Genomic DNA, 20,262 nt, shown 5'->3' with positions numbered 1-20,262 from the left:
TGCTTTATACATAAAATAGCTACTGTTGTTTTTTAAAAAATTGTCTTAATTTTAAATATTTGTTTTATTGTATTACCTTTTTAAAAAAATAACACATTATGGCAATGAAAACTAAAAAAGAGTTGTCACCAGAACAACATGACGAATTAATTGGCGTATTAAAAACACGTTTTGAAAAAGATAAAAATCGTCATAAAAACCTCGAATGGGAAAAAGTGCAAACAAAACTGCAAGCACATCCCGAAAAGCTGTGGTCGCTCTATGAAATGGAAAGAACCGGTGGTGAACCTGATGTTTTTACCCTTGATGAAAAGACAGGTGAATACTTTTTTTATGATTGTTCGGCAGAAACGCCAAAAGGCCGCAGAAGCCTTTGTTATGATCGTGAAGCGCTAGATTCGAGAAAAGAGTTTAAGCCAGAAAATAATGCCATTGATATGGCAACTGCCATGGGTGTTGAACTTCTGACTGAAGAACAATATCGGGAATTGCAGCAATTTGGAAATTTTGATACCAAAACATCGAGCTGGCTGAAAACACCTCCCGAGATTCGGAAACTCGGTGGCGCAATCTTTGCTGATTTCCGTTATAACAATGTGTTCATTTACCACAACGGTGCATCTTCGTACTATGCGGTAAGAGGATTTCGTGGATTGCTTAGGGTTTAAAAAGCAATTAATGATTCTTTGAAATTATACTACAAATAAAAGTAACCTCGTTTAAATTCGTTTAAACGAGGTTGCTTTTTGTCAAAAAAACTACTAGTCACCTTTGCAGTGCTTTTCACTACGAAAGATTGTTTATATATCATTCTACAGAAATAGTAAAGTCTTTGGTCTACTCAAAGCGCAATTACAATCAAATAGATTTGTTCGGAGCATATTTTTGTACGCTACAAGCAATAGGTTTTTTTGATGTATTATTTCTAGTGTAGTAAAAATCCATTATATTTACTTTCCGATTATGAGAAAAGTTCAATTTGAAGTTTTTTAACTTAGGCCGAACTTCAATTATAAGCAAAAGTTTAAATCCTCATTCAATTAAATTCTTAAACTAAAACAAAATGACAAAGAGATTGTTTATTTCAATTGTATTAATGCTAATTGTAGGTTTGTCTTATTCGCAATCAGCAGATGATTTTGCAAAGAGTATATACGGTAGAAATCCCAAAGCTGGGCATTATGCCAAAATCAATGGGTTCAATATGTATTATGAAACGTATGGAGAAGGAGAACCTTTGCTTATTATTCATGGAAATGGAGGTTCGATTAATAATTTTATATACCAGATTCCCTATTTTGCAAAACATTATAAAGTAATTGTCGCTGATAGTAGAGCGCAAGGAAAATCAATTGACACAGGTGATTCCTTAAGCTATGAGATGATGGCAGATGACCTAAATGCATTACTGGATTCGCTTCATATAAATTCTTGTGATGTCATTGGGTGGAGCGATGGAGGAATAAATGGTTTGCTTTTAGCGATTAGGCATCCTGAGAAAGTAAAAAAACTGGCTATTACTGGAGCCAATTTATGGCCAGATGCGTCGGCTGTAGACTCCAAAGTCATAGATTATGTTGTAAAACAACAAGATTCTTTGTCCAAATTAAGTCCAACAGCTGAGACTAAACACGCAAAGAAATTAATGAATCTATTAATTAATGAACCACATATTTCATTGGAGCAATTAAATACAATTAAATGTCCGACTCTTGTTATCGGGGGTGATCATGATGTGATTCTTCCTATACACACCTTGTTGATTGCTCAATCCATTCCAAAATCATATTTATGGATAATTCCAAACTCAGGACATTCAACACCTATTTTTTATAAAGATCAATTCAATAAAACGATTTATGATTTTTTTGAAAAACCATTTAGAACTATAGATGGTCTAGATCGGTTTAACTAATAACTCAAAATTATCTATTTTTTTCAGTTTAGGTATTGTAAAAACACCAATAAATAAAATGAATACTTAAAAACTTATGACAATTATTATAAATCATGCGCTTAAACTAGAATTAATTACCGAGAATCATGCCCAACCTATTTTTGATATGGTCGATGCTAATAGAACTCATTTGCGACCGTGGTTGCCTTTCGTAGATCGAATGCAAACCGTTGAATTTGCTGAAAATTTTGTAAAGGGCTGTATGCACCGCAATAGTGACGGAAATGAATATGCCTTTGTTATTGTCGAAAACTCGACAGTAATTGGTCGAATAGGCGTGTATAAAATCGATGGTCAAAACAAAATTGGAGAAATTGGGTATTGGATTATTGAAGGTTTTCAAGGCAAAGGAATCGTTACCAAATCGTGTCAAGCCCTAATCGATTTTTGTTTTTCAGAATTAGAATTGAATAGAATCGAAATTAAATGCGGTACAGAAAATTTCAAGAGTAAAGCCATTCCCGAAAAGTTAAACTTTACCAAAGAAGGCGTGATCCGACAAGGCGAATTGCTGTATGACAGATTCATCGACCTGAATTTGTATTCGCTTTTAAAATCAGAAGTTTGATAATTTATTTCATCATAATCGCTTCGTTTTAAAATGTAATAATTAAAATAATCACAATGCAAATCAAAACTACAATAATTGGCATTTTATTAGTACAGCAACTCGTGGCACAGTCTTATGAGAAAATCCATTTCGATGCCATTATGGTAGATACACACAATGATTTTCTTTCGAAAACAACAGATTATGGGTATGTTTTCGACACCGATTTGACTGGAAAAACCCACAGTGACTTGGCACGATTGAAGCTAGGAGGCGTTGACGTGCAACTTTTTTCGGTGTTTTGTGATGGGGATAAAAAAGAGCCTTATGCCTTTGCCAATCGCCAAATGGATTCTTTGGATGCAGTCCTGAAACGCAATCCGGATAAAATTGTAAAAGTCGCCAATAGTAAAGAGTTGTATAACGCCATAAAGCAACATAAAATAGCGGCGATGTTTGGTGTAGAAGGTGGCCACATGATCGAAAATGATTTGGATAAATTGAGTTATTTCTACCAACGTGGTGCCAGATACATGACGCTTACTTGGAATAATTCTACGCCATGGGCGACAAGTGCTTATGATGAGACTTTCAACACCGAGTTGACACATAAAGGGCTGACTGATTTTGGAAAACAGGTGGTAAAAAAAATGAATAATTTAGGAATGTTGGTCGATGTCAGTCATGTCGGAGTTCAAACTTTTTGGGATGTTATGCAAACTACTACCAAACCTGTGATTGCTTCGCACAGTTCTGTTTATGCTCTATGTCAGCATCAGCGCAATTTAAACGATGAACAGATAAAAGCCATTGCCAAAAACGGAGGAGTGATTCAAGTCAATTTTTATTCTGGGTTTTTGGATAATAAGTATATGAAAGGCAAAGATGTCTTTATGGAGAAACATGCAGTCGAAAATGATTCCCTTGCAAAAACGGGTATGACAGAAGACATAAGAGAAGCCTTTTTGTTTGATAAATATAAAAATGAGGTAGAGCCGTTACGGGTTCCTTTTTCGGTACTAATAGATAATATTGAGTACATTATAAAGTTGGTTGGTGTTGATTATGTTGGCATAGGATCGGATTTTGACGGTATTGAGTCACCTCCTTTAGAAATGGATGATGTGACAAAATACCCTCTCATTACAAAAGCATTATTGGAAAAAGGATATAGTAAACAAGATTTGAATAAAATTTTGGGCGGTAATTTTTTAAGGGTTTTAAAAGCAAATGAACTAAAATAGGATAGGCCAAAGCGATTTGGAAAATGGGATAAAACAAATCTGGATTCTATTATATTGTATTCAAATCCTCAAATTTTCTCATTCTCTAAATTTATTCGTAAATTTGCACCTCAATAAAAAACAAACACAATGGAAAACGGAATATACGCTAAATTCAATACCGCAAAAGGCGCGATTTTGGTAAAACTAACACACGATTTGACTCCTGGAACAGTTGGGAACTTTGTTGCCCTTGCCGAGGGAAACATGGAAAATAAAATTAAACCTCAAGGACAAAAATTCTATGATGGCTTAAATTTTCACAGAGTGATTCCTGATTTTATGATTCAGGGAGGATGTCCACTAGGAACAGGAACAGGAGATCCAGGATACAAATTTGACGATGAGTTTCATCAAGATTTGCGTCACGATGCACCTGGTGTTTTGTCAATGGCAAATTCAGGTCCAGGTTCTAATGGGTCTCAGTTTTTTATCACACATATTGCAACACCTTGGTTAGATGACAAACATACGGTTTTTGGAAATGTAGTAGAAGGACAAGATGTTGTAGATACTATTGCTCAAGGAGATGCTTTGGAATCTGTTAAAATCATCAGAGTTGGTGAAGAAGCTCAAAAATGGAATGCTATTGAAGCTTTTGTTGGTTTGAAAGGAGCTCGTTTGAAAAAACAAGCAGCCTTGAAAGCAGAATCTGAAGCGAAAATGGAAAAACTGGCGGCTGGTTTTGAAAAAACAGAAAGCGGTTTGCGTTACCAATTTATCCAAAGAGGTTCTGGTAAAAAAGCAGAAAGTGGTAAAACGGTTGCTGTTCACTATGAAGGTTCATTGGAAAACGGAAAAGTATTTGATTCTTCTTACCCAAGAAAAAAACCAATCGAATTCAGATTGGGACAAGGCCAGGTAATCGAAGGTTGGGACGAAGGTATTGCTTTGTTGCAAGTGGGAGATAAAGCCCGTTTTGTGATCCCATCTGATTTAGGATATGGACCAGCAGGAGCAGGAGGCGTTATTCCGCCAAATGCGACTTTGATTTTTGACGTAGAATTGATGGATGTAAAATAATATTCAGAAATTATTAGTAATAAATAGGAAACCCAAAACGATACCGTTTTGGGTTTTTTTAATTTAAATCAATTATTTCTTTGTATTAATACTATGATTTTAAAAAGGCAACCAGATCTTTATTTAATTTCTCTTTTGCTGTGTAAAATAATCCGTGTGGAGCATCTTCATAGATCAGATATTTGTTGTCTTTTATTAGTTTCGATGTTTTATCTGAAGATATTTCGATTGGAACAATTTCGTCTGCGCTTCCATGTATGATTAGCGTGGGCACATTTACGGTATGTAGTTCGTCTCTAAAATCTGTTGTCGAAAAAGATTTTGCACATTCCAAGGTGGCACGTGGAGAGGCAAACGAACATAACATTCTATAATATTCAAGTAATGGAGTATCTATTGGCTTGTTTGCAATGTCAATTGGTTTGGTCGGAATGTTGACTCCAAAAAACATTTTACCGAAATTATCAATAAAACCAATTCTGTCGTCTTTTATTTTCGTTGCAGTAGCTTCGTTTTTTTCTTTTGGATTGCCTTCGGGATTGTCTTTTGTTTGTAATAAAAACGGGATTATAGAAGAAATCAAAACTGCTTTTACAACTTCTTTTCCGGCGTAGCGGCTAAAATACCGAACAACTTCTCCTCCTCCCATGGAGAATCCTACCAGTGAAACTTCTTTCAATTCCAATTGTTCAATTATTGACTGTAAATCATCTGTCAATGTATCATAATTATAACTGTCCCAAGGTTGTGACGATTTACCAAAGCCACGACGGTCATAAGCAATAACCCTAAAATTATTTTCGACTAATGTGGCTATTTGATATTCCCACATTTCATTTGAAAGCGGCCAGCCATGAATCAAAATAACAGGTTTGCCTTCTCCATAGTCTTTAAGATAAAGCTTTACATTCGGAGCCGTTTCAATATATTTATCGGTGTTAAGGACAAAAAGAGAATCATTAGGTTCTTTTATGAACTCGCTGGGTTTGAGCTGAATATTTTCCATGTTTTAAATTTAAAAGAGTAATTATTCTGGTGTAAAATTAGAATGTACTTTCAAAAAAAAGTTATATAATTTGGTTCTATAGTTGTAAAATTGATATGTTTGTTTCTATTAAAACTCAATTATATAATCATGGATTTAAGCTGGTCAGAATTTGAAAGAGTAGAGATGCGAGTGGGAACCATACTCGAAGTCAATGATTTTCCCGAAGCCCGAAAGCCAGCTTTTCAACTCACTATCGATTTTGGAACTGCTATCGGAATCCGAAAAACATCAGCGCAAATTACCCAACGCTATACCAAAGAAGTTTTAGTGGGAAGGCAAATTGTGGCGGTTGTCAATTTTCCTAAAAAACAAATTGGAAAATTCATGAGTGAATGTCTAGTGCTTGGTGCTGTAGGCGAGGAGGGAGATGTGATTTTATTGGCACCCGATTTTAAAATCGAAAACGGATTGCGAATTGGGTAGCTATATAAAACAAACTACCCATTCTTAAAGCAATCCAATATTTTGATTTTATTTCTCAATAGGCAAATCACTGGAACCCCATTCTGTCCAAGAACCATCATAAACCGCTTTCGGATTGTCCGAAATCAATTCGCAGGCCAATAAAACAATACAAGCGGTAATTCCCGAACCACAGGTAAAAAATAAAGGCTGGTCATTTAGTTTTAATATTTCTGCTAACTCTTCTTTTGATTTGTATTTTCCGTCTTGCTGCAATTCAGTAAAAGGAATGTTGATAGAACCTGGAATGTGTCCACTTCTTAAACCAGCTCTTGGTTCTTCGAGTGAGGCGTAAAAACGGTCTGCCGATCTGGCATCCATCAATACTGCTTTTTTGGTAGTGATGTTTTCCAGAATTTGTTTTTTGTTTTTGATTAATTCAGGTTGGAATTTCGCTTCAAAATCACCTTTTGGGAAAGTAACCTCCTGTTGTTTTTCAGTTGGAAGTCCTTCTTTAATCCATTCTGGAAGTCCGCCATCCAATACAAAAATAGTCGAATGTCCCATAGCCTTGAACATCCACCAGGCTCTTGGGCTCGAATAAATTCCTAAAGTATCGTAAACGACAATTGTACTGTTTTGGTTAATGCCTAATTTTTGGCTTTCAGTGGTGAATCGCTCTTCTGAAGGAAAAGTGTTGGGCAACGGATTGCCGGTATCGCTAAAATTATTTTTGATATCAAATAAACGGGCGCCTTTTATTTGTAAATCGGGATTTTGATTCTCCAGATTGGATTGATTTTGGTCTAGTCTTGCCTCAAGTACTATTAGATTTGAATCATTCAAATGTTCTTGAAGCCAGGTTGCTGATACAAGTGGATTTGTCATTTTAGATATTTGTTTTTGCAATTAATTGCTGTAAAAAAACTTGCCCTTCTTCCCAGTACTCCAAATTAGAATCGGAGTTGATGTGGCCTTTATAACCAACGTTTATAAAATCACTTCCCCAGTAATTGGCCAATTCTTTGGCTCTTTTCAACGACATATACGTATCGTTTTCGGTCCCTACAACCAGCGTCGGAAATGGAACCGCTTGGGTTGGAATGGGGGAAAAGTGTCTTAAAAAAGCGGGCGTATGTTCAGGCGAATCCACATCGGCGGGAGCGACAAGCATTGCTCCGACAATGTTTGGATTGCTGTTTTGCGAAACCCAATGCATCACTAGGGAAACAGCCAGACTATGAGCCACCAAAATTGTTGGTTCTTCTAATTTTTGAATGTTTTTGTCAAGGCGGTCCAGCCACTCCTTCAGTTGAGGTTCATCCCAATTATCTTGGATGACTTTGGTCGAATTAGTAAATTTTTGCAACCAAAAACTTTGCCAGTGTTTTTCGCCAGAATCACCAAGTCCTGGTATGATCAATAAGTGCGGGTTCATTTTTATTTTGTTTTTAAAGCTGTAATTCTTTGAATTTCTTTGACCACCAATGGAAAAGCGGGTTCGGTCATATTGTGTCCAAAACCTTGTAATTCATACAAAGTTGTTTGTTTGTGACCTGCAATTTTCATCATTCGCATCATATAGGCATTTTCTTCATAGCGCCCCAACATTTCTAACTCTCTGTCGCCAGTAATCAATAATAAGGGTGGTGCATCGGCACGAACGTGATACAACGGGGCAAACTCATCTACTACAGGTTGAGTATCCGGAATGCCTCTTTCTTTTCGAATTTCAAAATGGGTAATGGTTTGCCCACTCAGCGGAATCAATCCTGCAATGGAATTGGCCTCTATTCCGGCAGCTTTCAACCATTTTTTGTCCAGTGCAATCATTAATGCCAAATAACCTCCCGCAGAATGTCCAGAAACGATAATCAAGGAATTGTCTCCGCCGTAAGTGACGATATTCTTGAAAGTCCAAGCAACGGCTGCTGCGGCATCTTCAATGCATTTTTGCACTTTTACTTTTGGGGACAGTCGATAATTTACCGAAACTACACAAAATCCTTTGTCCATTAGTCCTTCTGGTAGTTCTTTGTTGCCGGAGCTTAAACCACCTCCGTGAAACCAAATCACAGTAGTAAACCCTTTGGTATTTTTTGGGTAATAAATATCGAGCACACAACGCTCTTTTATATATGTATCGGCATTGGCGGTAGCCTCATTGTAATAAGGAATATTACTAATTGTGTTGTATTTTGTTTTTTGGGCAGCAATGAATGTTACAGAAAGCAACAACAGTAACGAAAGAAATATTTTTTTCATTTTCATTTTATTTTCGAACCATAAAAGTACAGATTTTTTACACTTTGGTAGTACAGCTTTTTATTAAAATATAAAGTGTTAAAACGACTCTTTTGAAAAAAAATCAATAACAAAGCACTATAGCCGCAAGCTTGCAACAACCAGTGGAGGCAAGAATAAATCCTGTTGTCAAAACAGTGATTCCTACATTCGACTTGGCTCAGGATGACAGGATTGCTATTTATAATGGTTTGAATTTAAAAAAATAAATATATTTTCAAGGTGCTAATACATTATAAATAATTATTTTTGCGACTTCTTAAAATTAATAGTAGTACATATTATATATTATGGTAAAAGATTTATTCGAAAGAATTCAAAACAATAAAGGTCCATTAGGAAAATGGGCATCGCAAGCAGAAGGTTATTTTGTATTCCCAAAATTAGAAGGAGACTTAGGACCGAGAATGAAATTTCAAGGAAAAGAGGTTTTGAACTGGAGTTTGAATGACTATTTAGGTCTTGCAAACCATCCAGAAGTACGTAAAGCAGATGCAGATGCGGCTATCGAATATGGTGCTGCTGCCCCAATGGGTGCGCGTATGATGAGCGGTCACACTAAATATCACGAACAATTAGAAAATGAATTGGCTGCTTTTGTAATGAAAGAATCAGCTTATTTATTGAATTTTGGTTACCAAGGAATGGTGTCTATCATTGATGCTTTGGTTACTAGAAACGATGTGATTGTGTATGATGTAGATGCTCACGCCTGTATTATTGACGGGGTTCGTTTACACAGCGGAAAACGTTTTACATACAAGCACAACGACATCGAAAGCATGGAGAAAAACTTGGATCGTGCTACAAAACTAGCCGAAACTACTGGAGGTGGCATCTTGTTTATTACCGAAGGTGTTTTTGGAATGCGCGGTCAGCAAGGAAAGCTGAAAGAGATTGTAGCGATGAAAGAGAAATACAATTTTCGTTTGCTAGTTGATGATGCACACGGTTTTGGTACACTTGGAAAAACAGGTGCCGGAGCTGGTGAAGAGCAAAATTGTCAAGACGGAATTGATGTATACTTCTCTACGTTTGCCAAATCAATGGCTAACATTGGTGCTTTTGTAGCAGCAGACAAAGACATTATCGATTATTTAAAATACAACTTGCGTTCTCAGATGTTTGCCAAAGCATTGCCGATGATCCAAACTATTGGTTCGTTAAAACGTTTGCAGTTGTTGCGTGATAACCCAGGATTGAAAGACAAATTATGGGAAAATGTAAATGCTTTGCAAAGTGGTTTGAGAAACAAAGGATTTAATATTGGTGATACCAATACTTGTGTTACGCCAGTTTATCTGGAAGGAAGCGTACCTGAAGCAATGGTAATGGTAAATGACTTAAGAGAAAATTATGGTATTTTCTTGTCGATAGTAATTTATCCGGTTATTCCAAAAGGAATGATTTTATTGCGCGTTATTCCAACTGCTTCTCACACATTAAGCGACATTGCCGAAACGCTAACTGCTTTTGAAGCGATTCGTGAGAAATTGGTAAACGGAACGTACAAAGAAATTGCAAGCAGAACAAAAGTCGATCACGACGCTTAGTAGATATAATTAGTCACAATAGGCTTTGCTTAGCTTAAAAATCCATTCGTTATTGCGAATGGATTTTTTTTGTTTTAAAATTTAATAAGCCCATTAGCTGGAAAGAAAAAGTTCGTTTTTTAACACTACAAATTATTTCGAAATAATGAAATGTAAATTAAAATTTATTACTTCGACGCAATGACAAGCTATTCGAATGGCATGAAGAATGCAATAGAATAGAAATCGTACTTTGCAGGATTATGATTATTATTTTCTATATTTGAAAAGCATTCAAAGGAAATAAATCTTCGCCAATCTCTCCAACTAGCAGATGCTTATATGAAGCTTTGTTTTGGGTATATTTAAGTTAGGTAACATTTAACAGAAACTATGGAATTAGAATTACATCAAAAGAGATTTTTTACAATTCGTAAAATAATAATTCATGAAAATAAAGTGTTCTACAAATCATCAAAATTTGGAAATGAAAGTGAAATCAATATACCTTTTGAAGAATTAACTAATTTTAAAGAATCACATATAATCTCAAATTTTTACGTTTCATTAATTTCAGCCACTCTTCTTCTTTTTTCGCTTGTTTCAATAATTTACAGAAGTGATAAAGATTTTGATCCAGATATATGGAAGTTTTGGACTTTAAGCTTTATTGTTGGTGCAATTTTTTATTTTATTACAAGAGAAAATTTGTGGAAAATAAAAGTTCAAAACAACACTTATCTTTTTATATTTAAAAATGTTCCAGATAAGGATGAAGTCAACAGTTTTATTCAGTCACTTTTCGATACAAGGAATAAATATTTAAGAGAAACTTATTCAGAATTAAACCGTAACGTTTCTTATGAAAAACAATTAAACAATTTGCAATGGCTAAAAAAAATCGAGGCAATTAAAAAAGTCGAATTTGAGAAAAAGCGAGAAGAATTAAATTCCCTATTTAATTTCGAAAAGAATGTCATAGGATTTACAAAATAAACGTTTCTTAACATGTACTAAAACGGATTTGGGCAATTGGCTTAATGGTTTTGTATTTGAGAGATTTGTTTCGCCTGTTCGCGATCGCTCTGGTGGCAAATCCGAATAATGGCTTAATTTGGTCCGAAAACTGCTCTAGTGGTGGAACGTTAAGCAGACAGTCATTATAGTCTTAACAGAAGAAAAAAGCTAAATATTAAAAAATCGTATTAATTGAAAACTAAATTAAATTTAGGGAAAATTTTGGTTCTCGTTTTGGTGTTAATTCTTTTGGCATTAATATGTAGAGATTTTTGGTTAAAGAATCAAGTAAGTGAAAGCGGTAAAATTATTGTTGTAAAATTTATTAAAAAAGAAGAATTACCAAAAACAACAAATTTTTATTTTTCATATTATTTAAACGATTCGTTAATTGTTACTTCAAATTCTGGAATTAATTGTAGTGTCTTTAATTCTGAAAATGAAACAAAAATTATTGCTAGTTTAAAGCTAAACGCTTATTATTTTGCAAAACATATTTCAAAATATCCCAAAATAATAATTGTAAATCCTAAGGTGCGAATAACTAATGTTGATTTAATAAAAAAATCAGGATTCAGTATTGAAGAATAATTTTAGAAGAAAATCAAAAGTAAAATAACCATCTGCCAGATACATATGATTTGAGCAATTGGCTTAATAAAAAACAAAACCATCAGGCAAAGTTGTAATAATAACTTTCTTTAATAAAAAACGTATATTTGAATCAGCTTGCAATATCAATATCAATTGCAATATGGGAATTCCACAATCCTTACTAATCTAAAGTCTAAAATCAAAATTGAAAGATGTCTCAAATTACAAAAGAACTAAAACTTGCCGTACTTATTGATGCCGACAATGTTCCTTACAGCAATGTAAAAGGAATGATGGAAGAAATTGCCAAGTTTGGCACCCCAACAACCAAACGCATTTATGCCGATTGGACCAAACCCAACGCCGGCGGTTGGAAAAGTGTTTTACTGGAACACGCCATTACACCCATTCAGCAATACAGTTATACCGTAGGGAAAAACTCTTCCGACTCGGCGATGATTATAGACGCAATGGATTTATTGTATTCGGATAAAGTGGATGGTTTTTGTATCGTTTCGAGCGATAGTGACTTTACCAGATTGGCCATTCGATTGAGAGAATCGGGCATGAAAGTCATCGGGATAGGAGAGAAAAAAACACCCAATTCTTTTATTGTTGCCTGTGACCGATTTATTTACATCGAAGTTTTGGATGGAGCCATCAAAAAGAAAAAACCAAAAACAACCACTTCAACACCGGTTGCAGATACCAAAGACACCAAAAAAGTGGTTGAAAAAGAAGTCACAATAAAAGTCGACAATAAAACCATAGAGTTGATAGAAGACACTATTGATGCCATTGGTGATGATGATGGATGGGCTTTTCTTGGTGATGTGGGTAACCTAATCGTAAAGAAGAAACCCGAGTTTGATCCCAGAAGTTATGGGTTTTCAAAACTGACACCTATGCTGAAATCCCTCACCGATATTCTTGAAATAGACGAAAGGGATTCAGACAAAAAAGGAATCAAACATGTGTATGTTCGATTGCGTTATACGTAGTCAGTTTTTTTATATCAAAAGATTAACTCAATGCTAAATTTAAAATGGTTCAAATATGAGAAAAAAATTGTTTGCAATTGGTATGTCGCTATTACTTATATCTCTATTATTTAATTATTATCTGAAAACAGGATTTGTATTTTCGGCAGTAATGATACTTTTGATAATTATTGGATTTTTTAATACCATTCAAAAGAAACATACCATTCTTAGAAATTTTCCAGTTTTGGGCTATTTTCGTTATTTGTTTGAAATGATAGCACCCGAAATTCAGCAATACTTTATAGAACGCAGCACCGATGGAAAACCATTCTCAAGAAACCAACGTTCTCTTGTTTACCAAAGAGCCAAAAATATAGATGCCAATACTCCTTTTGGAACCCAATTAAATATTAATACTATCGATTACGAAGGAATTAAACATTCAATTTTTCCTGCCAAAGTCAACGATAATTTACCAAGAGTAATGGTTGGAGGGCCTGCTTGCACACAGCCTTATTCGGCATCTTTATTCAATATTTCTGCAATGAGTTTTGGGTCGTTGAGCGAAAATGCCATTCGAGCCTTAAACAGAGGTGCTCAAATGGGAAGCTTTTACCACAACACTGGTGAGGGCGGGCTTACCGAGTTTCACCTGCAAGGGGGAGATGTCACGTGGCAAATTGGAACAGGGTATTTTGGTTGCCGTGATGACAGAGGTGGTTTTGATGGCGGAAAATTTACAGAAAAAGCCAAACTTCCACAGGTAAAAATGATTGAAATCAAACTTTCGCAAGGAGCAAAACCGGGTCATGGGGGAGTGCTACCAGCTGCCAAAAATACCGAACAAATTGCAAAAATAAGAGGCGTATTGGCAAATACATTAATTTTGTCTCCGCCTTCACATAGTGCTTTTTCGGATGCCAAAGGCTTGGTTGAATTTATTGCAAAACTCCGCGAATTATCGGGGGGGAAACCAATTGGTTTTAAACTTTGTATCGGTAATACTTCTGAGTTCGAAACTATTTGCCACGAAATGATTGCCGCTGATTGTTATCCGGATTTTATAACTGTCGATGGAGCCGAAGGAGGAACCGGAGCTGCACCACTAGAATTTTCAGATGGTGTAGGCGTTCCATTTGAACCCGCATTGATTTTTGTCAACAAAACATTAATAGAATTAAACATTCGGGACAAAATAAGAATTATAGGTAGCGGAAAAATCATTTCGGGTTATTCTATTTTGCATGCTATAGCCTTGGGAGCAGATATGTGTAATAGCGCAAGAGGTTTTATGTTCTCGTTGGGATGCATTCAGGCTTTGCGTTGTCATAACAATCAATGTCCAACGGGAGTTGCAACCCAAGACAAAATGTTGATGAAAGGTTTGGTAGTTACAGACAAATCAGAGCGTGTGTATCTTTTTCATAAAAATACTTTGCATGCCGCTAATGAACTTTTGGCTGCAGCTGGAAAAACCAGTTATTCCGAAGTTGATATTAATATTTTTATGCGCGGTGATGAGTTCTCTAATCTTGCCAATCATTATTTTCCCGATAACCTAACAAACGTAAGCATACATTAGGTACATCACACAAAAAAAGGAGAGCTTTTCAAGACTCTCCAATTTTGTAAGTTCTGATTTATCATTATCTAACTTATACTTAAATTCGGTATAGCTGACTATTGAGAATACTTTTTCTAATATTGAATATTTGTGATATTATATGCTCAAGTAATTAATCAGAACCACATTCAAATTTACAATTTATTTATGTTTAAAATACTGAAAACAAGTGTTTTAACTCTATTTTAACTCATTTTTATTTTATTAAAAAAAGGACTAATCTTAAATTATTAAAAGTAAGATATTGGTAGTATAAGATTGTTTTATTTTAAATTTTTGAGTCCAGTAAAGCTTCAGTACAGGCTGTATTTTGAACAAAACATTGTAACTTTGGCTGTTATTTCCTTAATCATAAAACACTCAAAAATGAAAATTGTCTTTGCTACCAATAACGAAAATAAATTTAAGGAAATACAAAGCATGATGCCCCAAAGTATTGAAATCATCAGTCTAAAAAGTATTGGCTGCCATGAAGAAATTCCAGAAACGGCAGATACAATTGAGGGGAATGCGATCATGAAAGCCAATTATGTAACCCTGAAATACGGTTATGATTGTTTTGCTGATGATACCGGACTTGAAGTGGATTCTTTAAATGGTGCTCCGGGAGTTTATTCTGCTCGTTATGCGGGAGAGCAACGCTCGTCTGAAGACAATATGGATAAACTACTTTTGAATCTTGAAAATAAAAAAGATAGGGGTGCCCAATTTAAAACTGTAATTGCTTTAAATCTAAAAGGAGAGCAATATCTTTTTACGGGAATTGCCCGAGGCGAAATCACCTTGACAAAAATGGGCAATCAAGGTTTTGGTTACGATCCCATTTTTAGACCTGAAAATTACGAGGAAACATTTGCGCAATTGTCATTAGAAACCAAAAATAAAATTAGCCACAGGGGAATTGCAACACAAGAATTAATTGCCTTTTTGCAAAAGCAAAAATAATTGTTCGAAATACAACAATTTACGCTCTAAAATTTAAATTTCAGGGCGTTTTTTTGTAATAAAATTTAGAATTCAAAAATTCAAAATTCAAATTTGAAATTCAACTTTCTGATTATCAAATACTAATAAAACATTAAATCTTAAAATTGCATTAGTTTATATGGATTATAAACAGTAATTTTGCACCCTATTTTAAAAATATATATGAATAAATTTGAACAATTAGGATTGAGTGAATCGTTACTGAAGGCGATTTTAGATCTAGGATTTGAGAATCCGACCGAAGTACAGGAGAAAGCGATTCCCCTATTATTGGAAAAAGACACAGATTTAGTTGCGTTGGCTCAGACAGGGACAGGGAAAACGGCAGCTTTTGGTTTTCCAGTCATTCAGAAAATTGATGCCAACAATAGAAATACACAAGCATTGATTTTATCTCCAACACGTGAATTGTGTTTGCAGATTACCAACGAAATTAAAAACTACTCAAAATACGAAAAAGGTATTAATGTGGTAGCAGTTTACGGCGGGGCTAGCATTACAGAACAAGCGAGAGACATTAAAAGAGGCGCACAGATTATTGTGGCGACTCCTGGTAGAATGCAAGATATGATAAACAGAGGATTGGTAAACATTTCTCAAATTAACTATTGTATCCTTGACGAAGCAGACGAAATGTTGAATATGGGTTTCTACGAAGATATCGTAAACATCCTTTCTACTACGCCTGACGAAAAAAGCACATGGTTGTTTTCTGCAACTATGCCTGCAGAGGTAGCACGAATTGGAAAACAATTCATGACTGACCCTATTGAAATTACAGTTGGTACTAAAAACTCTGGTTCAGCTACCGTATCTCACGAATTTTACTTAGTAAATGCTCGTGATCGTTACGAAGCTTTGAAACGTTTGGCCGATGCTAATCCAGACATTTTCTCTGTAGTTTTCTGTAGAACAAAACGTGATACACAAGCGGTTGCCGAAAAATTAATCGAAGACGGATACAGCGCTGCTGCATTGCACGGAGATTTATCCCAAGCGCAACGTGATGGTGTAATGAAATCTTTTAGAGGAAGACAAATCCAAATGCTTGTTGCGACTGACGTTGCTGCTCGTGGAATTGACGTTGACAATATTACTCACGTAGTAAATTACCAACTTCCTGACGAAATCGAAACGTACAATCACCGTTCAGGTCGTACAGGTCGTGCAGGTAAATTAGGAACTTCTATCGTAATCGTTACAAAAAGCGAATTGCGTAAAATTTCTTCTATCGAAAGAATCATCAAACAAAAATTCGAAGAAAAAACAATCCCTTCTGGAATTGAAATCTGCGAAATTCAATTATTGCACTTAGCCAATAAGATTAAAGATACTGAAGTTGATCATGAAATTGACAACTACTTACCAGCAATTAACAGTGTACTTGAAGGTTTGTCGAAAGAAGAACTAATCAAGAAAATGGTATCAGTAGAATTTAACCGTTTTATTACTTACTATAAGAAAAACAGAGACATTTCTAATCAATCTTCTGGTTCTGAAAGACGTGACCGTGACGATAGAGACGGAGCTCCAAGAGAAAATAATAATGGAGGTGCTACAAGATACTTTGTAAACATCGGTTCTAGAGACAATTTCGATTGGATGTCATTAAAAGATTACTTGAAAGAAACATTAGACTTAGGTCGTGATGACGTTTTCAAAGTAGATGTAAAAGAAGGTTTCTCTTTCTTCAACACAGATCCAGAACACACTGATAAAGTAATGGAAATATTGAACAACGTACAATTAGAAGGACGTCGTATCAATGTTGAAATTTCTAAAAATGACGGTGGCGGAAGACGTGATCACAATGGAAGAAGCTCAGGTGGTGGATTCGGTGGAAGCAGAAGCTCAGCTCCAAGAAGAGAAGGAAGTTTTGCTCCAAGAAGAGAAGGATCAGGCGGATTTAGAAGCGACAGAAGTTCGGCTCCTAGAGAAGGTGGTTTTGGACCAAGAAGCGAATCAAGAAGTTCAGCTCCAAGAAGAGAAGGTGGTTTCTCATCAGACAGAGCGCCAAGATCTGAAGGTTCATCAGACAGAGCTCCAAGACGTTCTGAAAGTTTTGGTGACGCACCAAGACCAAGAAGACCAAGAAGAGACTAACAATTCATTTTGTTAATTTTCTTATAATTATACTGGAACTACAAAATATTTAATCCTGTTTTACTACTTTTAAAGTTTTAAATCAGTTTATGAAATATTTTGTAGTTTTTTTGTTTTTAGTTGCGTCTATAAATTCAATTGCCCAAACAGTTGAAGCCCCTCAAAAAGTCTCTGGTACTATAATCAGCGACAACACCGGCACCCCATTAGCCAATGTAAATATCATCAACATCAATCAAGTTACCGGTACTACTACAGATTCAAAAGGAAATTTTGAATTGGCAGTAACACAAAGCGATACACTTCATATTACACTTCTTGGTTACCAATCATTACGTGTCAGAGTAACCAATGACTGGATTAAAAATAAAAAAACAACCATTCAAATAACTCAAAAAGCGATTCCTCTCGATGAGGTTGTCATTAGTCCTTATTACCTTACGGGTTATCTCGAAATTGACTCTAAGTTGATTCCTATAAAAGAAGATTATCGCTATAGCATTTCTGGATTGGGTCAAGGTTACGAAGGTGGTCAATATGCACCAGGCGCTTTTGGAAAAGTCTTGGGATCCATTTTCAATCCCGCCGATATGCTTTATAATTTTTTTGGTAAAAACCCAAAACAGCTCAAACGACTTAAGGAAATGCGAAAGGATGACACTGTTAGGAATCTTCTGGAAACCAAATACGACAGGGAAACGATTTCATTACTGCTTGGTGTAAATCAAGACGAAATTGCCGAAATATTAAGCCGTTGCAGTTACTCAGAAGCATTTATAAAAACAGCCAATGACCTTCAAATCATGGATGCCATAAGCGGTTGCTATGAACAATACAAAGTTTTGAAGAAAAAGTAAATTTCGTTTTCAATCACAGTTTTTAACATCATGCGGGCGTGCCACCATAAAAATAAGGGACCAACTAATCACACTAATTAGTCGGTCCCTTCTTTTTATGCTGTCGGGCTATTCGCGCTACTTCGGTAGCTAGCTTCTATCCCTCACGCATCATTTCTGCAATCAAGAAACTTTAGCATTGAATCAGGAAAAATATTTCATCTGAAAAGCTGTTTACTTCATTTACTTGCTAAAAGTAATTTAGAACTAAACTTAGTTTATTCAATTTCGATTTCATTATAAACAATCCATCGTTTCAAAGTACCAACAAATCTTTTTAAATGGTCTTCATTTAAAAAAATGTTTGTCCAATTATCATACCTGTCACATTGTATACTTATATAATATGTCATAATTCCGAGACAAACAAAGGGCAAAATTCGTCTTTCTTCTTTAGTGATTGGAGTTATAATTTCGTATCCTTTTAGAAAACTTTCTGCTTTTATCTGATAATCATTCTCGTCTAAATTTGTGCTGAATAACTGAAACAAAAAGTACGAAATATCCAAGCACAACCATCCGTTACCACAGAAATCAAAATCAAAAAGGGTTACTTTATTTTCTTCATTAAAATGCATATTATCAAACCACACATCAAGGTGAACTGCCCCATATCTGATTTGCTCTTTCTCAATTTCATTAAATTTAGTATGAAGAAAATTGGCAGTTCTTTCTAAAAATTTTATTTCATCCGTTTCTTTTTTAAAGAATTTTCGTGTTCGCTCAAGGGAATCAAAAAGCAAAACTTTATTATTATATACAATTCTGTTTAATGGAAAATTCTCAGCAGACTTATGAATTTTTGCTAATGCCTGCCCAATAAAAAAACTTGTTTCAGCAGTGAATTTTGCTGATTTTGTGCCTTCTGCAAACGAAAATAATACACCAAATCTTTTTCCTTCAGGAGCATTAAATTCTTGAATATACTCATTTAAATTATCCGCTATTGGGAATGAAACTGGAGTTTTATTTTCCTTTAAATGAATTAACAATCTTAATTCCTCTGCTATTTCTGTTTTTGTTCTCCAATCAAAAGTATAGACGCGAAAAACATATTTTTCTTTCATATCCGTAACTATATAAACGTGATTCATTCCAGCTCTGAAAAGTTTGCATTCGGTGCCTTCACTTAAATTATACTTCCGCTGAATAAATTCACTAAGTTCTTTTGCTGAGAGTGTAGAGTTTGTTACTGGAAATTCTGTTGTCATTTGTTTCGGTTTTTTTCTGTAATCTAATTACTTTTCATTGCTATAATACCTTTCTTCAATCCTCTTTATATCCTTGATAGACTTCTTAGCCCAATCCAATCTTTTGACCAAAATCTCTTCTTCTGTCAATTGCCAGTCAATATCCGAATTGCGCAAACGATTCGTTAGATTCTGAATAATAATAGCCGCCGAAACTGAGATATTCAAACTCTCCGTAAAACCAACCATCGGAATTTTAAGAAAACCATCCGCTCTCGTTAAAATCTCCTCTGATAGTCCGTCTCTCTCGGTTCCGAAAAATAAGGCACTGGGTTTTGAAATATCAAAATCCTCCATCAAACAATCGTTCTCGTGTGGCGTGGTGGCAATAATTTGATATCCTTTATTCTTCAAAGTGTCAATACAATTCGTAACATTGTCATAAGTCGAAATATCAACCCATTTTTGGGCTCCCATCGCGATTTCTTTATCGATTCGTTTACCGTAACGTTCTTCGATAACATGTAATTCCTGAATTCCAAAAACCTCACAACTTCGCATCACCGCACTGGCATTATGCATTTGAAAAACATCTTCAACCGCAATGGTAAAATGTTTGGTTCTATCTTTCAAAACTTTCAAAAATTTTTCCTTCCTGTTGTCTGTTAAAATATTTTCAAGAAAAGTAAGGTAATCGAGATCAATCATTGTAGATTATTTTTTGGCAAAAATACTAAAAAAGAGTAGCTTTATAATCTAATGTGTTTAC

The 20,262-nt window shown here is 35.1% G+C and carries 20 protein-coding genes; 14 read left to right on the top strand and 6 right to left on the bottom strand.

The window, feature by feature from the left end; genetic code table 11:
• The first annotated feature begins 104 nt into the window (after positions 1 to 104).
• From OLM57_RS17925 to OLM57_RS17905, 5 genes are all read left to right on the top strand, one after another.
• Entirely contained in the window at positions 105 to 668 is a 564-nt protein-coding gene (locus OLM57_RS17925; RefSeq protein ID WP_264566928.1) for a DUF4256 domain-containing protein, read from the top strand.
• 395 nt (positions 669 to 1,063) lie between these two features.
• Positions 1,064 to 1,915: an alpha/beta fold hydrolase gene (locus OLM57_RS17920; protein WP_264565055.1), complete on the top strand. Its 852-nt coding sequence runs from the start codon at positions 1,064 to 1,066 to the stop codon at positions 1,913 to 1,915.
• 76 nt (positions 1,916 to 1,991) lie between these two features.
• Positions 1,992 to 2,525, top strand: coding sequence for a GNAT family N-acetyltransferase (locus OLM57_RS17915; RefSeq protein WP_264565054.1), 534 nt, complete (start codon positions 1,992 to 1,994; stop codon positions 2,523 to 2,525).
• A gap of 56 nt (positions 2,526 to 2,581) precedes the next feature.
• Positions 2,582 to 3,751: a dipeptidase gene (locus tag OLM57_RS17910; RefSeq protein ID WP_264565053.1), complete on the top strand. Its 1,170-nt coding sequence runs from the start codon at positions 2,582 to 2,584 to the stop codon at positions 3,749 to 3,751.
• A gap of 129 nt (positions 3,752 to 3,880) precedes the next feature.
• The gene (locus tag OLM57_RS17905) at positions 3,881 to 4,813 is read left to right on the top strand and encodes a peptidylprolyl isomerase (RefSeq protein ID WP_264565052.1); all 933 of its coding nucleotides are present in this window, start codon (positions 3,881 to 3,883) and stop codon (positions 4,811 to 4,813) included.
• A gap of 91 nt (positions 4,814 to 4,904) precedes the next feature.
• On the opposite strand, the gene OLM57_RS17900 is transcribed toward OLM57_RS17905, so the two are convergent.
• Entirely contained in the window at positions 4,905 to 5,819 is a 915-nt protein-coding gene (locus OLM57_RS17900; protein WP_264565051.1) for an alpha/beta fold hydrolase, read from the bottom strand.
• 129 nt (positions 5,820 to 5,948) lie between these two features.
• On the opposite strand from OLM57_RS17900, the gene OLM57_RS17895 reads away from it, so the two are divergent.
• Entirely contained in the window at positions 5,949 to 6,284 is a 336-nt protein-coding gene (locus OLM57_RS17895) for a tRNA-binding protein (RefSeq protein ID WP_264565050.1), read from the top strand.
• A 48-nt stretch (positions 6,285 to 6,332) separates the two neighbouring features.
• Here OLM57_RS17895 and OLM57_RS17890 read toward each other — a convergent pair whose 3' ends face one another.
• The 3 genes from OLM57_RS17890 to OLM57_RS17880 are packed head-to-tail and all read right to left on the bottom strand — an operon-like array spanning position 6,333 to position 8,528.
• Positions 6,333 to 7,151, bottom strand: a complete 819-nt coding sequence (locus OLM57_RS17890) for a sulfurtransferase (RefSeq protein ID WP_264565049.1) — start codon at positions 7,149 to 7,151, stop codon at positions 6,333 to 6,335.
• Position 7,152: 1 nt separating this feature from the next.
• Positions 7,153 to 7,701 carry an RBBP9/YdeN family alpha/beta hydrolase gene (locus tag OLM57_RS17885; RefSeq protein WP_264565048.1) on the bottom strand — a complete coding sequence of 183 codons (549 nt, stop codon included), beginning with the start codon at positions 7,699 to 7,701 and terminating at the stop codon, positions 7,153 to 7,155.
• 2 nt (positions 7,702 to 7,703) lie between these two features.
• Positions 7,704 to 8,528, bottom strand: coding sequence for an alpha/beta hydrolase (locus OLM57_RS17880; protein WP_264565047.1), 825 nt, complete (start codon positions 8,526 to 8,528; stop codon positions 7,704 to 7,706).
• A 329-nt stretch (positions 8,529 to 8,857) separates the two neighbouring features.
• Between OLM57_RS17880 and OLM57_RS17875 the strand changes: the two genes are divergently transcribed.
• From OLM57_RS17875 to OLM57_RS17840, 8 genes are all read left to right on the top strand, one after another.
• Complete coding sequence (locus OLM57_RS17875; protein WP_264565046.1) at positions 8,858 to 10,120, top strand: aminotransferase class I/II-fold pyridoxal phosphate-dependent enzyme; 1,263 nt, start codon at positions 8,858 to 8,860, stop codon at positions 10,118 to 10,120.
• Between the two features lie 372 nt (positions 10,121 to 10,492).
• Positions 10,493 to 11,095, top strand: a complete 603-nt coding sequence (locus OLM57_RS17870) for a hypothetical protein (RefSeq protein WP_264565045.1) — start codon at positions 10,493 to 10,495, stop codon at positions 11,093 to 11,095.
• 213 nt (positions 11,096 to 11,308) lie between these two features.
• Complete coding sequence (locus OLM57_RS17865) at positions 11,309 to 11,707, top strand: hypothetical protein (RefSeq protein WP_264565044.1); 399 nt, start codon at positions 11,309 to 11,311, stop codon at positions 11,705 to 11,707.
• 215 nt (positions 11,708 to 11,922) lie between these two features.
• A complete protein-coding gene (locus OLM57_RS17860; protein ID WP_264565043.1) occupies positions 11,923 to 12,711 on the top strand; it encodes an NYN domain-containing protein in 789 nt (262 codons plus the stop codon).
• Positions 12,712 to 12,766: 55 nt separating this feature from the next.
• Complete coding sequence (locus OLM57_RS17855; protein ID WP_264565042.1) at positions 12,767 to 14,275, top strand: FMN-binding glutamate synthase family protein; 1,509 nt, start codon at positions 12,767 to 12,769, stop codon at positions 14,273 to 14,275.
• A 408-nt stretch (positions 14,276 to 14,683) separates the two neighbouring features.
• Positions 14,684 to 15,262, top strand: a complete 579-nt coding sequence (locus OLM57_RS17850; protein ID WP_264565041.1) for a non-canonical purine NTP diphosphatase — start codon at positions 14,684 to 14,686, stop codon at positions 15,260 to 15,262.
• Between the two features lie 204 nt (positions 15,263 to 15,466).
• Positions 15,467 to 17,407, top strand: coding sequence for a DEAD/DEAH box helicase (locus OLM57_RS17845; RefSeq protein WP_264565040.1), 1,941 nt, complete (start codon positions 15,467 to 15,469; stop codon positions 17,405 to 17,407).
• A gap of 89 nt (positions 17,408 to 17,496) precedes the next feature.
• Positions 17,497 to 18,264, top strand: a complete 768-nt coding sequence (locus OLM57_RS17840; RefSeq protein WP_264565039.1) for a carboxypeptidase-like regulatory domain-containing protein — start codon at positions 17,497 to 17,499, stop codon at positions 18,262 to 18,264.
• Positions 18,265 to 18,521: 257 nt separating this feature from the next.
• On the opposite strand, the gene OLM57_RS17835 is transcribed toward OLM57_RS17840, so the two are convergent.
• Both OLM57_RS17835 and OLM57_RS17830 read right to left on the bottom strand, forming a co-directional pair.
• The gene (locus OLM57_RS17835) at positions 18,522 to 19,514 is read right to left on the bottom strand and encodes a phosphotransferase (RefSeq protein ID WP_264565038.1); all 993 of its coding nucleotides are present in this window, start codon (positions 19,512 to 19,514) and stop codon (positions 18,522 to 18,524) included.
• A gap of 27 nt (positions 19,515 to 19,541) precedes the next feature.
• The gene (locus tag OLM57_RS17830; RefSeq protein WP_264565037.1) at positions 19,542 to 20,201 is read right to left on the bottom strand and encodes a TrmH family RNA methyltransferase; all 660 of its coding nucleotides are present in this window, start codon (positions 20,199 to 20,201) and stop codon (positions 19,542 to 19,544) included.
• Positions 20,202 to 20,262: the final 61 nt, after the last annotated feature.

The sequence above is a fragment of the Flavobacterium sp. N3904 genome (assembly GCF_025947305.1).
Classification (GTDB): Bacteria; Bacteroidota; Bacteroidia; order Flavobacteriales; family Flavobacteriaceae; genus Flavobacterium.
This window is presented reverse-complemented; position numbering and strand designations above follow the sequence as displayed.

Excerpts from the sequence above, each read along its gene's own strand:
- OLM57_RS17855 (WP_264565042.1), top strand. The coding sequence starts at position 12,767 with ATGAGAAAAAAATTGTTTGCAATTGGTATGTCGCTATTACTTATATCT.
- OLM57_RS17880 (WP_264565047.1), bottom strand. The coding sequence starts at position 8,528 with ATGAAAAAAATATTTCTTTCGTTACTGTTGTTGCTTTCTGTAACATTC.
- OLM57_RS17895 (WP_264565050.1), top strand. The coding sequence starts at position 5,949 with ATGGATTTAAGCTGGTCAGAATTTGAAAGAGTAGAGATGCGAGTGGGA.
- OLM57_RS17890 (WP_264565049.1), bottom strand. The coding sequence starts at position 7,151 with ATGACAAATCCACTTGTATCAGCAACCTGGCTTCAAGAACATTTGAAT.
- OLM57_RS17915 (WP_264565054.1), top strand. The coding sequence starts at position 1,992 with ATGACAATTATTATAAATCATGCGCTTAAACTAGAATTAATTACCGAG.
- OLM57_RS17845 (WP_264565040.1), top strand. The coding sequence starts at position 15,467 with ATGAATAAATTTGAACAATTAGGATTGAGTGAATCGTTACTGAAGGCG.
- OLM57_RS17830 (WP_264565037.1), bottom strand. The coding sequence starts at position 20,201 with ATGATTGATCTCGATTACCTTACTTTTCTTGAAAATATTTTAACAGAC.
- OLM57_RS17905 (WP_264565052.1), top strand. The coding sequence starts at position 3,881 with ATGGAAAACGGAATATACGCTAAATTCAATACCGCAAAAGGCGCGATT.
- OLM57_RS17900 (WP_264565051.1), bottom strand. The coding sequence starts at position 5,819 with ATGGAAAATATTCAGCTCAAACCCAGCGAGTTCATAAAAGAACCTAAT.
- OLM57_RS17850 (WP_264565041.1), top strand. The coding sequence starts at position 14,684 with ATGAAAATTGTCTTTGCTACCAATAACGAAAATAAATTTAAGGAAATA.
- OLM57_RS17860 (WP_264565043.1), top strand. The coding sequence starts at position 11,923 with ATGTCTCAAATTACAAAAGAACTAAAACTTGCCGTACTTATTGATGCC.
- OLM57_RS17835 (WP_264565038.1), bottom strand. The coding sequence starts at position 19,514 with ATGACAACAGAATTTCCAGTAACAAACTCTACACTCTCAGCAAAAGAA.
- OLM57_RS17840 (WP_264565039.1), top strand. The coding sequence starts at position 17,497 with ATGAAATATTTTGTAGTTTTTTTGTTTTTAGTTGCGTCTATAAATTCA.
- OLM57_RS17925 (WP_264566928.1), top strand. The coding sequence starts at position 105 with ATGAAAACTAAAAAAGAGTTGTCACCAGAACAACATGACGAATTAATT.
- OLM57_RS17920 (WP_264565055.1), top strand. The coding sequence starts at position 1,064 with ATGACAAAGAGATTGTTTATTTCAATTGTATTAATGCTAATTGTAGGT.
- OLM57_RS17885 (WP_264565048.1), bottom strand. The coding sequence starts at position 7,701 with ATGAACCCGCACTTATTGATCATACCAGGACTTGGTGATTCTGGCGAA.
- OLM57_RS17910 (WP_264565053.1), top strand. The coding sequence starts at position 2,582 with ATGCAAATCAAAACTACAATAATTGGCATTTTATTAGTACAGCAACTC.
- OLM57_RS17875 (WP_264565046.1), top strand. The coding sequence starts at position 8,858 with ATGGTAAAAGATTTATTCGAAAGAATTCAAAACAATAAAGGTCCATTA.
- OLM57_RS17870 (WP_264565045.1), top strand. The coding sequence starts at position 10,493 with ATGGAATTAGAATTACATCAAAAGAGATTTTTTACAATTCGTAAAATA.